The 12,476-nt window shown below is 25.1% G+C and carries 12 protein-coding genes and 2 pseudogenes; 3 read left to right on the top strand and 11 right to left on the bottom strand.

The genetic code is table 11. The features are described from left to right. Positions 1-113: 113 nt before the first annotated feature. A complete protein-coding gene (locus HMPREF1092_RS17160) occupies positions 114-266 on the bottom strand; it encodes a hypothetical protein (RefSeq protein WP_002597761.1) in 153 nt (50 codons plus the stop codon). Between the two features lie 219 nt (positions 267-485). Here HMPREF1092_RS17160 and HMPREF1092_RS06095 point away from each other — a divergent pair, with 219 nt between their 5' ends. Then, on the top strand, positions 486-2,045 hold the full coding sequence (locus HMPREF1092_RS06095; RefSeq protein WP_002597760.1) for a recombinase family protein: 1,560 nt from the start codon (positions 486-488) through the stop codon (positions 2,043-2,045). A 54-nt stretch (positions 2,046-2,099) separates the two neighbouring features. Here the strand turns inward: HMPREF1092_RS06095 and HMPREF1092_RS06090 are convergent. From HMPREF1092_RS06090 to HMPREF1092_RS06080, 3 genes and pseudogenes are all read right to left on the bottom strand, one after another. After that, positions 2,100-3,095: pseudogene (locus HMPREF1092_RS06090) on the bottom strand (FAD-dependent oxidoreductase); the annotation flags it as partial. Next, a complete protein-coding gene (locus HMPREF1092_RS06085) occupies positions 3,095-4,081 on the bottom strand; it encodes a sulfide/dihydroorotate dehydrogenase-like FAD/NAD-binding protein (RefSeq protein ID WP_002597758.1) in 987 nt (328 codons plus the stop codon). The gene HMPREF1092_RS06085 and the pseudogene HMPREF1092_RS06090, both read right to left, overlap by 1 nt. Before the next feature lie 349 nt (positions 4,082-4,430). Next, positions 4,431-5,234 (bottom strand): annotated as a pseudogene (locus HMPREF1092_RS06080) (D-alanyl-D-alanine carboxypeptidase family protein); the annotation flags it as partial. A gap of 115 nt (positions 5,235-5,349) precedes the next feature. Here HMPREF1092_RS06080 and HMPREF1092_RS17805 point away from each other — a divergent pair. Next, entirely contained in the window at positions 5,350-5,931 is a 582-nt protein-coding gene (locus tag HMPREF1092_RS17805) for a DUF2953 domain-containing protein (protein ID WP_081606294.1), read from the top strand. A 10-nt stretch (positions 5,932-5,941) separates the two neighbouring features. Then, positions 5,942-6,469 carry a GerW family sporulation protein gene (gene ytfJ, locus HMPREF1092_RS06070; protein WP_002597755.1) on the top strand — a complete coding sequence of 176 codons (528 nt, stop codon included), beginning with the start codon at positions 5,942-5,944 and terminating at the stop codon, positions 6,467-6,469. Between the two features lie 41 nt (positions 6,470-6,510). Here ytfJ and scpB read toward each other — a convergent pair whose 3' ends face one another. From scpB to HMPREF1092_RS06035, 7 genes are all read right to left on the bottom strand, one after another. Beyond that, entirely contained in the window at positions 6,511-7,146 is a 636-nt protein-coding gene (scpB, locus tag HMPREF1092_RS06065) for an SMC-Scp complex subunit ScpB (RefSeq protein WP_002597754.1), read from the bottom strand. Next, on the bottom strand, positions 7,139-7,900 hold the full coding sequence (locus tag HMPREF1092_RS06060) for a segregation/condensation protein A (protein WP_002597753.1): 762 nt from the start codon (positions 7,898-7,900) through the stop codon (positions 7,139-7,141). Before HMPREF1092_RS06060 ends, scpB begins: the two co-directional genes overlap by 8 nt. A gap of 119 nt (positions 7,901-8,019) precedes the next feature. Then, positions 8,020-9,312: a D-alanyl-D-alanine carboxypeptidase family protein gene (locus HMPREF1092_RS06055; protein ID WP_002597752.1), complete on the bottom strand. Its 1,293-nt coding sequence runs from the start codon at positions 9,310-9,312 to the stop codon at positions 8,020-8,022. Positions 9,313-9,508: 196 nt separating this feature from the next. Then, positions 9,509-10,387, bottom strand: a complete 879-nt coding sequence (locus HMPREF1092_RS06050) for a tyrosine-type recombinase/integrase (RefSeq protein ID WP_002597751.1) — start codon at positions 10,385-10,387, stop codon at positions 9,509-9,511. Positions 10,388-10,466: 79 nt separating this feature from the next. Then, a complete protein-coding gene (gene spoIIM / locus HMPREF1092_RS06045; RefSeq protein ID WP_002597750.1) occupies positions 10,467-11,102 on the bottom strand; it encodes a stage II sporulation protein M in 636 nt (211 codons plus the stop codon). Between the two features lie 114 nt (positions 11,103-11,216). Further along, a complete protein-coding gene (locus HMPREF1092_RS06040; protein WP_002597749.1) occupies positions 11,217-11,738 on the bottom strand; it encodes an NUDIX domain-containing protein in 522 nt (173 codons plus the stop codon). Positions 11,739-11,984: 246 nt separating this feature from the next. Then, entirely contained in the window at positions 11,985-12,269 is a 285-nt protein-coding gene (locus tag HMPREF1092_RS06035) for a hypothetical protein (RefSeq protein ID WP_002597748.1), read from the bottom strand. Between the last annotated feature and the right edge of the window lie 207 nt (positions 12,270-12,476).

Below are 12,476 nucleotides of genomic sequence, written 5' to 3'. Positions count from 1 at the left end.
AGTATTTACAAAAGTATTATAAGAAATACATATTTATAAATTTATTACATTTTCATTTTAAATTTTTATAATATATCGAAAATTATGTAAAGCGCGTTTTTAAGGCTAAAAGCCTATTTATCTTTTGAGTTTTTATATAAATTAATTAAATTTTTACACTCATCTATTCCTCTCTTCTCTAAGATAGATTCAGCAATTATTTCCCCAAAACTTATTAATCCATTTTTAGATATGTTATTTTTTTCAATAATTCTTATTTTACTCATTTTTAAATATCCCCCTTGGAATATATTATGAATTATATTTTTTTCTGTTACTTAAATTAATAAATAATTTTATAGTAAATTGTACTATAGAATATTTTATCTTATAATTTAACTTCTATAATTGTTAAATAAATCCTATTTCATAATTAAAAAGATACTATATATTCTTTTAGATAAATATACTAATAAAAAAACTATATAAATGAGGAGATAGATTTTATGAGTATTGCAATATATAGTAGAAAATCTAAATTCACTGGTAAAGGAGAATCTATTGAAAATCAAATTATAAAATGTAAAAAATTTATAAATTTCAAATTCTCTGATCTTCCTGATAAAGAAATAGAAGTTTATATTGATGAAGGATTTTCGGGAAAAAATGAAGATAGACCTGAATATAAAAAAATGATTTCTAAAGTTAAAGATGAAAAAATAACTAAAATTATAATATATCAATTAAATAGATTAGGTAGAAATGCTCGAGATATACATAATACTATGGAAATGTGTACTAACCTTAATTGTATTATTTATAGTGCTACAGAAGGATTTGATTCTTCTACTTCATTTGGTAGAGCTGTTATTGGAATCTTAGCTTCTCTTGCTCAATTAGAAAGAGATCAGCTTGTAGAAAGAATTAAAGATAATATGTATACACTAGCTAGAATGGGGCGTTGGCTTGGTGGACAATCTCCTCTTGGATTTGATTGTATAAGAAAAACTTATAGAGATGAAAATATGAAAGAGCGATATATGACTATATTAACAAAAAATCCTAAAGAACTTAAATTAGTAAAAAAAATATATTCAAAATACTTTGAATTACAATCCTTATCACAAGTATATAAATGGATTCTTGCTGAAAATATAAAAGGCAAAAATGGAGGTATTATTGATAAAAATAGTATAAATATAATTCTTCAAAATCCAGTTTATGTACAAAGCTCCCCGGAAGTATTAGAATATTTATCAACTCTTAATTATGAAGTATGTGGTGAAGCAAATGGAAATGGAATTCTTAGATATGGTAAAAACGAAGGAAAAATTGCTGCTGTTTCTAACCATAAAGGAATAATAACCTCCAAAAGTTGGCTTAAAGTCCAGTCTATAATTAAAAATAATACTAATAAAGCTCCTAGACTTGGAAGAACTAATATTGCTTTATTAACACCACTATTAAAATGTAGTTGTGGATCACCTATGAGAGTAATATATGGCAAGCCTTATCCTGATGGAACTAAAAGATTTTATTATACTTGTACTTTAAAAAATAATTCTGGAAAAGTTAAATGTAATTCAAAAAATTTAAATGGTCTTAAGATAGAAAATTTGATTATAGAAAATATTAAAATTAAAAGCTCTGAATATATTTTTGCTGCTCTAGAAAATTCAATTGAATCCACAGATAAAAATGTAAAAATAAATAAAGTAAATACATTACTTAAAGAAAAAAATATTCTAAACTCTAAAATTTCAAACTTAATCAATAAATTATCTCTGACTAATAATGAAGAAGTTTCAAAATTATTATTAGATCAAATTGAAATGTTAAAAAATAAAGTTAAAAATTTAGATTTAAAAATAGAAAATTTCAACAAAATGGAATATGAAACTATAGATGTATATACTAAAACTAGTAAAGAAATTGAAAAATTTGATAATTTTAAAAATAATTTTGATAATCTAGATTTTGAAAGGAAAAAGAAATGTTTAGAAGAAATAGTAGATCAAATTATTTGGGATAGTGATTCTAAAGAAATAACTATTACTTATAAGTAAATATAAATTATATTTACTTATAAGTTATATTTTTAGTAATTTAGATAATCATACTTCTGTATGTCCAACGAAAAGTCCTGATTTCTCTCCTCCACAGAAAAGATTTTCAATACCTTCTACTTGCATCTCATTAGTTCTTGGTGCTACAGAAAGATATCTTATAGAATTTCCTTTACTTCCTGCATAAGGGTCTACAAATTTAGCTCTTTCTAAGCCTTTAATTTTTCTTAATTTTTCTAAATTATAAAAACTAGACATTAGTTTTGCATGACCAGTATCAAGCAATACTACATTTTCAGCAAATTCTTTTAAAGCATATTGCTGACAAACTTTTTTTCCTAATTTCTCATAATTTATTTGATCATCTGGAACTTTTAATACAACTACTCCTTCTTTATCTAAAGTTTCTCTTACTTCTTTAGATAAACTTTCTTTTGCTAATTTACATGATCCTGAAAATGCACCTAATTCATCTCCTTTTCTTTCTCCTTTTATATCCTCAATATTACATCTTTCGCTTATACTTAATCTTGGACCGAAAGCTGGACATCTTAATACACACATAGAGCATCCATTTCCATATCTTAAGCAATTACCCATAGGTCCTGTTGACCCTGTTGTTTCTACAAATACATCTCCTTCAATATAACTATCATCCTGAAGATAAATTCCATTTATTTTCTTTCCATCAAAATCAACGTCTACAACTCTCTTTTCTGTATAAATATTTATACCTAACTTTTCCAAGTGAGTTCTGACTTCACTTTCTATTATATTTACATTATAAAGTGTTGCGTGAGTATGCCCAGGAAAATCTATATTTTTATGCAGTGCACATCTATCACAAATTTCTACTAAATCACCTGCACCCATTGCTATAAGTTCTTCTGCAGCTGTAAATCTTCCATTATTTCTCATAATTCCGCCTACATTTCCAAGTCCAAGTAAAAGATCAGTTTTTTCATATAAATGAACTTCTGCTCCTGCTTTTTTAGCTGAAATTGCTGCTGCACATCCAGACCATCCTCCACCAATTACTACAACTTTTATCATATTAGCCACCTTCCTTTAAAAACTGTTCTTGGATCAGTTTGATATTTACAATATCTTCTCACTTTATCTCCATCATATCTTATTGTACAAGCACCACATACTCCTTCTCCACAGGCCATTTTAAAATTATTACAACAAGAAAGAGATATATCATTTCTATTTATATCATTTAAATATTCTATTACTAGATAAGTAATTATATCTGCTCCTCCTATGTGTATATGACTTACTCCTTTGTTTACATAATAATTTATTCTTTCTTTTATCCAATCTGTTAGCTTACCATTAGAGATAATTTCATTTTCTTCTATTATTGGATTATAATTATCTAATTCTTCTTTTAAGAAATCCTTATTAATTCCCGCTAAATCTTTTAATAAATAAATTTTATTGTTTTCTCTAGTTAATCTTTTTATAACTGGTACTACAGGTGCCAGTCCAACATTTCTTCCAATAATTAAAACTTGTTCCCCTTTTAACTTATAAATTTCTTTTCTTCCAAATATTCCATTAAAATATGGTCCTCTTACTTTAACAATGTCATTTAAATTTAATTCTTCTAATTGTTTTGTCTTCACCCCTGCTATCTTAACTATAAACTCTATCCACTCTTCTTCTGGATTTGTTTCTACAATTGATATTGGAGTATCAAAATATCCTTCTTGGGCTTTTCTAACAAATACATAACTTCCTGGATTAGAAAGGTCAAATGCAAACTGTCTAGTGACTTGAATTTTTATAGATAATATATCTTCTGCATATTTTTTTATTTCTATTACTTTACAGTCATATGTTTTTCTTCCCTCTTTAGCTTTATTCTTGTTATTACAAAACTCACTATAAACACATACTCCATTCCAATCCTTACAATCACAGAAGCATTTCCCTCTAAGTTGTGAACAAAGAATACAATCTCCACTTTCAGCTAGATGACAAGGGCAATAACTTGTCCCTAAATCTATGCAAGTAAATCTCTCTCTCATATCTTTCTCCTATAATTTAATTCTCTTATATAAAGTATTATTCATATATAATTTTGGTTCTAAATTTCATAAAAAGGGAAAATACAAAAAGTATTTTCCCTTTTTTCTAGTATAAAAATTTTATTATATCTTCTTCATCTAAAATTGCTTCTTTCTCAGAATTACAATCATTTAAACTTCTATTACTATTAATCACTTTATAAGCTAATAAAGTCTCTCCTCCATCTAATTCTAGATTTTTATTAGAAACTTCTATTTTTTCACTTCTATTTCCTGGATTATATGCAAATGCTACTTCTTCACCTAATAATTTACTTGTAGTCTCTTTTTCTTTTTTTACTGGACATTTATCTTTTACATTTTCATAAATTTTTTGAGTTTCTTTCCATCTACCAGGACAATTTAATACAACTATTATTATATCTCTTCCATTTCTATTTACAGATGTTACAAGACATTTCCCCGCTTTACCTGTATATCCTGTCTTAACTCCATTAGCTCCTTCTATTTGCCAAAGAATTTTATTTATATTATTGTAGTCTCTTGTAAATCCTGACTTATCCTTTGTTATTGATTTTGTTCCTACAATTTCTCTAAACATTGGATAATCCATTGCTTTAGAAGCTAAAATTGCTAAATCATAGGCAGATGAATAATGGTCTTCTTTATCTAACCCATGAGGTGTTTGGAAATGTGAATCTATAAGCCCAAGACTAGAGCTATAATGATTCATTATTCTTGCAAATTCTTCAACAGATCCTCCAATTCCTTCAGCTAAAGTTATAGCAGCATCATTTCCAGATTTATACATAAGTCCATATAATAATTCTTTAACAGTTATTTCTTCACCAGCTTTATAACCTACTTTTGAACCTCTACAAGATGATGCATTTTTACTAACTACAAATTTTTGATCTAATTCAGCATTTTCTATAGATACTAAAGCAGTTAAAATTTTTGTTGTACTTGCCATTTCAACTATCTCATATCCATTTTGCTCAAATAATACTTGACCAGTTTCTTTATCTATAGCTATTGCACATCTTCCATTTATTCTTAGGTCTTTTCCAAATCCAAAGGCTTCTCTTTCAAATATAACTCCTATTGATAAAGTACATAAGAAAATAATTATAAGTTTTTTTAAACTCTTCATATTAAAATCACCTCTATAATATTTTGAGATAAAATCTATTTTATATACCTATATTTTATTTTTTTGTCCATAGTATATTTTTCCTAATCATAGTTAATAATAAAACTATTGACTAATGGAGGCTTTATATATGAAACTATTACTTATAATTTTTTTAATATCACTTTTTATTCTTCTAATTCCAATAAAATTAACCTTAAGTTTTTCATATATAGATTCTACATTAAGTTTCAAAATTTATAATTTCAAAATACTACCGAAAGACAAAGGCATAAAGTCAAAGAAACAAAAGACAAAATTTAATTTTTCAAAGAAAAATAAATTTAAAAAATTAAATAATTTTATAAATGATAATATATCACCATCTTTTGTAAAATTATTATTTTATAAATTAAACAATAGGTCTTATAAACCAAAATTAATTTTTGATACTACTTTTAATTATTCTTTATCAGATCCTAAGAATACAGCTATTGCATATGGAGTTATATCTGCTCTATTTCCAATATTATATAATATTATTTCAGTAGTATTTAAAATTAAAGATTCTAAATTTAAAGTCAATCCTATTTTTAAAGATAAATTACTAATTAATTTTAAAAGTAAATGTATAATTAAAATTTCAATTGGGCAGATTATTTATACGATACTTATTATTATTAAAGAGATTTATACTATAAGGAGGTGCTCCCATTAGGGAAATTATTATGAATAGAGATAAAGAACATCCAATAGAAAATTTAATGAAAAGTACTATGGAAAACTTAAAGGATATGATAGATGTTAATACAATTATAGGTTCTCCAGTTGAAACTAAAGACGGAGCTTGTATAATTCCTATATCTCGTGTTTCATTTGGATTTGCTTCAGGAGGATCAGAATTTGATTCTAAAAATAAACTATCTTCTGACTTCCAAGTTGATTATCCATTTGCTGGTGGTTCAGGAGCTGGAGTTTCAGTAAAACCAGTTTCATTTTTAGTAGTAAAAAAAGATTGTGTAAGACTTTTACCTGTAGAACAAGACAGTACTTATGACAGAATAATTGATACTGTGCCTCAAGTTTTAGAAATGTTTAAAGATGTTTGCAAAGATTTTGGTAATAAAAAAAGTTCTAAAAATAAAACATCACAAAACAATGACAAAGTAGAAGTTGTTGAAGAGTCATATGGTATTAATCGTCAATATGATTCAAATGATTCTACTTCATCTGTTAATGGATACGATGTAAAATAAATAAAAAAGACTTCACTAAAGTGAAGTCTTTTTTATTTATTTTATTCATCATCTTCTAATATATCATTTTCCAATATATCATCTTCAAAAATATTTTCTTCTTCTATTTTCTCATCTTCAACTGAAAATAAATCTAATGATGGAAGTTCATCTAATCCTGAAAGTCCAAATTGTCTTAAAAATTCATCTGTAGTTCCATATAGTATAGGTCGTCCTATTACTTCTAATCTTCCCACTTCTGCTACTAATTCTCTTTCTATAAGTCTTTGAATTGCACTATCTGACTTAACACCTCTTATTTCATCTATATCAACTCTAGTTATTGGTTGTTTATAAGCTATTATTGATAAACTCTCTAAAGAAGCTTGACTTAATGATTGTCTTCTATTTTTATTAAGTAATCTTTCTATGTATTCACTATATTCTCCTTTAGTAACGAGTTGATACATTCCATTTATAAGTATAAGCTTTATTCCTCTGTTATTTATCTCATAATCTAACATAACTTCGCCTAATAACTCTTCAGCAAATTTTGGTGTAACTTCTAAATTTACTGCTATATCTCTAAGACTTAAAGGTTCTCCACTTACAAAAAGCATAGCTTCTATTGCAGCTTTATATATATTCTTTTTTGAAACTTCATCAAATTCAAATTGATTTATATTTAGTTTATTCATCTTCCTTACATCCCTCTATTATTATTTCTCCAAAATTCTCAATTTGATATGCTTTTACTTTTTTTTGTTTTATAAGCTCCAATAATGCTAAAAACGTTACGACACATTCTAATTTACATGAACAATTGTATATTACATCAGTAAAATTTATTTTTTCATGTATTGACAATACATTTAATATATAATCATATTTATCTTCTATTTTATAATCATCTCTTTTTATATTTCTGTTTATTATTCCTATATTATTATTTTGTTTTCTAGAATAATTTTCTAATAACTCATTGTATATGTTATATAAGTCAACTAATGTTATATTATTAAAAAGATCATCATTATTAAATTTCTCTTTTTTCACTTCTATTACTTCTGCTTTTTTGCTATATGTACATCCAACATTTAACGCCTTCTTCTTAAAGAACTCTGTTGAAGCTTTTATTTTCTTATAAATTATTAATTTTTCTAAAAGAGCTTTTTCAATATCCTCTTCATCTACTTCATCATCTTCTTTCTTTACCTTAGGAAGTAGACTTTTAGATTTTATTTCTATTAAAGTTGCTGCTATAACAATAAATTCAGAAGTTATTTCTAGGTCCATTTTCTTCATATCTTCTAAATATCCTAAATATTGATTTGTAATTTTGAATATTTCAACATTATAGATATCCATTTTATTTTTTTTTATTAAATGCAATAGCAAATCAAATGGCCCTTCAAAATCTGCAACTTTTACTTTAATTTTAGGTTTATCCATTTATGCCCTCCATAATATATTTCTTTAATAATTATACACTATGTTTATATGTTTTAAAACAGTATAAAACAAAAGACGATTTATACTATTTTACAATAGTATAAATCGCCTTTTTTCTTTTAGCTAGCCTTTTTTAAGTTTTTATCTTTACTCATATTTTTATTTTCTTCGTTAACTTTATTGTCTTTTTCATTTGTTTCTTTATTTTCTTTTTCATCTTTAGATTTAAATATATTTTTTATTTTATACTTAATCTTTGTAAATAATCCTGGTTTAGATATGTCTCTGTCAGTATATATTTCTACTTCACCAACTAATTCTTTTCCATTATATAATTCACATTTACCTACAATTTCACCAGCTTTAAATTTATCTTTAGTCTTATCAAGTATAATTTTCTTTTCTATTTTACCTTTTTGTCCTTTTTCTAATACAGCAATTAAATCATTTTTTGCTTTTGCTTCAAATAATTCATCTGTTTCATCTGATAAATTAGCATCTCCAATTACTTGATCTTTAGATACTATCTTTTTACCTTCAAATTTAGAGAAACCATAATTTAAAAGCATACCTGCATCTCTATTTCTTATTTTATATGTAGGAGCTCCCATTATTACAGCTAACATTCTTACACCATCTCTTGTAGCTGTAGCTGAAATACAGTATTTAGCTTCTGATGTGTATCCAGTTTTTAACCCATCACATCCTTTAAAAAATCTAACTAATTTATTATGATTTACTAATTCTATAGGACTTTTTCTTCCTTCTGATATAGTTTCCATATAAATACTTGAATATTTTAATATGTCTTTATGTTTTAATAATTCCATTGACATTAAGCTTATGTCTTTAGCTGTTGAAACATGGCCTTCTGATGGTAATCCAGTACAGTTGTTAAAATGTGTGTTTTTCATACCAAGCTCTTTTGCTTTATCATTCATCATCTTAACAAAATTTTCTTCTGAACCACCTATGTATTCTGCTATTGCTACTGCTGAATCATTACCTGATGCTATAGCAACTCCTTTTAAAAGTTCTTCTAAAGTTCTTATTTCTCCATTTTCTAAAAGCATGGTACTTCCACCCATTTTTTTAGCATTTTCACTACAAGTAACTTTATCAGTAAGCTTATTTTTTCCACTATCTACACTTTCCATTGCTAATAACATAGTCATTACCTTTGTTACAGATGCTGGTGCAAATTTTTGGTCAGCATTTTTTTCATATATTACTTTACCAGTAGTTGGTTCAACTAATAATGCTGATTTAGCTTCTACTTTCATTCCGTCACTAGATTCTGTTGTATCTTTTCTCTCTTTATCTTCTAAGGCTAATGGACTAAAAAAAGGTATAACCATAAATACACATATGGCTATTATTAATATTTTTCTTATGTTTATTGTTTTTTTCATTACAATCCCTCCTTAGAATTTATTATCTCCATATTATTGTTAATTATTATTTATATCTATATTTTTATAAAAAAATAAACCTTTTAGAAAAATTTTCTAAAAGGTTTTTAATCTTATAAAAAGTCTATACAAAAATAATTTTAAATTATGTATATACTAATTTACAAAAATCATTTTATTTTAACTTTTTAATATTTTAAGCTCTTGGATGTGCATTTTTATAAACAAGATTTATTTTATCACTATTTATTATTTCATAATAAGTATCCATATAAGTCAAAACTTGATTTCCTAAAAGCTTTTGAACTGCTCTTACATTTGCACCATTTTGAAGCATATGCACTGCAAAAGAATGTCTAAATGTATTTAAATTGACTTCTTTTTTTATTCCAGCTTTATGAGAATATTCCTTTACTATTCTCCAAATACCTTGTCTTGTTAATCCCTTTCCATTTAAATTTACAAAAAGCTTATCTTCCCCAGCTTCCGCAATATCATTTCTAACTAAAATATATTCTTCTAAAGCTCTTGTTGCACTTCTTCCTATTGGAATAAGTCTTTCATAATGCTTATTATCAGTACATTTAACAAAACATAAATCTAAATTTACATCTTCATTATTTAATGCTATAAGCTCTGATACTTTCATTCCAGTTGCATACATAAGTTCAAGAAGAGCATTATCTCTTATTCCTTTTACGCCAGTTTTATCAATAGATTTAATTATCTTATCTACTTCATCAACTGTAAGTATTTGCGGAAGTTTTTTTGTGTTTCTACTACTTTTATAAGTTATCTTAGGAATATCATTTATTAAAGATTTTGTTTTCAAAAAACCATAAAAGCTTCTAAGACTTATAACAATACGATTAATTGACCTCTCAGACTTACCTGTATCAAGTAAATTTTGTATATAGGCAATTATCGCTACATTATCTGAAGTATAAAGCTCCTTATTATTTGCATTTAAGAATTTAATAAAAAGATTTACATCAGTTACATAGGCGTAAACAGTATTTTCACTTTTGTCATTTTTAAATAAATACTCTTTGTAATTCTCAATAATTTCTAACATTTTACTCTCCTAATACCATTACTTATATCTATTCAACAATTTATAAATTCCCCTTCAGTTTCATCTCTTGATTTCCATTTTATAAATAAAATTTAGTTACAACTAACTTTATCAGATTTGGAGATAGGTAAGCTTCAATTATCATACCAATTATAAATATGCAAAGTATTATCAATAATATGTTAGTTCCGCCTTTATTTAATAATAAATTTTTTATGGGCATTTTCTTAATAAACTTTTCTTTAAATTTTAATGTTGAAAGGCTTAATGCAATAATACTAGTAGCCACAATACAAGGTATATATATAATATTTTGTGGAACAAGTGAAGAAACTGCTAACATAAGACCATCTCCATTAAACATAGTTAATAAAAATGTGAAAGTATATCCAATTGAAAATCCTTTCATTAAATTTATTATTAAAATTATAGGGCTACCAAAAAAAGTAAATCCTAAAATTATAATTGGAATTATAATTATTATATTCTTCTTGAATATTTCAAATAACAAATTTGCATAGCTTATTTCATTAGTTTGAATGTTTTCTATAAAGCTTGAATAATAGCTTGTTAAATCTTGTCTATCTGTAAGACTCATATACTTTACAGCATATACTCCAATAACTACACCTATACAGAAAAATAACAATACTATTAAATAGTAGAATTTTTGCTCCTCAAAAGTATCACCTATTTTCTTAGCCAATAATTTCATCTATTCTATCCTCCTAAATAGTTATAAATATTATTATGTTTTAAAAAGATAAAATATTCTTATTTATTGAAAATATGTTACTTATAAAAATCTTAAGAAAATAAGCGTTTGATTCTAATCTATATACATAAAAGTTGATATTGTCTTTGTATCTATTATTTCTCCATTTTTAATCATCTTTTTCACATCAGAAATTTTCAACTTCATAATATCTATAAATTCATCTTCATCGCCACATTTAACTCCTTCATAAAGATTAGTAGCTTTATATAAATGTATAACTTCATCTGTAAATCCAGCACCAGTTGCTATTGTACCAAGATATTCTATATTATCTGATTTATAGCCTGTTTCTTCTTCAAGCTCTCTGCTAGCACATACTAAAGGATCTTCTCCTTTTTCTAATTTTCCTGCTGGAACTTCAATTAAAATTTTATTTAAAGCTGTTCTAAATTGCTTAACTAATATTACAGTTTCATCATCTATAAATGGTAATATTGCAGATGCACCAGGATGTCTTATAATATCTCTTGTTCCTTTTTTTCCATCTGGAAGCTCTACTGTAACATTTACGAATTTAAGAAAATTTCCTTTATGCATTAATTCTTCACTTAATATTTTTTCATCTAATTTCATCTAAAATTCCTCCTAAAATAGTTTATTTAACTTTTTATTATTATATCACTATTAAAAAAGATTACTCTACATAATAAAAATATTGTTATTAATAAATTTATTAGTATCTCTTAATTTACCTAAAAACTATTTATTTAAAATTAATATATTCATTATATCATCTTTTGGATTATTTTGGAAATATTTTTAGAAAATTTAATATAAAAAGCACTTACTATTTAAAGTAACTGCTTTTTTGTCAATATTTTAAGGATTTCTTATTAATTCAATTGTATTATTATTATTATCTATTATTATAACATTTAATAAATTATCGCTTATATCGTAAACCTTATATTCTGATATATTGTTCTCTTTCTTATATTCACATCTGTAAGCTAATTCCTTTTTTCTTTTATCAAAAGGTATTTCCTCTTTCTCTAAAAATTCATATAAATCTCTAAGAAGTTGTATGTTTTCTGAAGTCGTAATTGATCCTACATATTCTAAAGGATCTGGAAATAATCCAAATGTAAAATTTTTTAATGCCACTTCTATCTCTCCTTTGTTTTTTTATAAATATCTATTTATTATTTTTGATTATATTATAAGAAATTTATATACTCAATAAATAATATATTAATTAATAAATTATATATATTGATTACAATTATTGAGTTTTGTTAATACTTTTTTTATTTTTTAATTTTCATTTACGAGTATTTTAAATAAAATTATTTTAACTATATTTTTCTTCTA

It is taken from the genome of Clostridium thermobutyricum (genome assembly GCF_000371465.1).
GTDB lineage: Bacteria > Bacillota > Clostridia > Clostridiales > Clostridiaceae > Clostridium > Clostridium thermobutyricum.
Note: the sequence above shows the minus strand (reverse complement) of the source record. Positions and strands in the feature narration are given on the sequence as shown.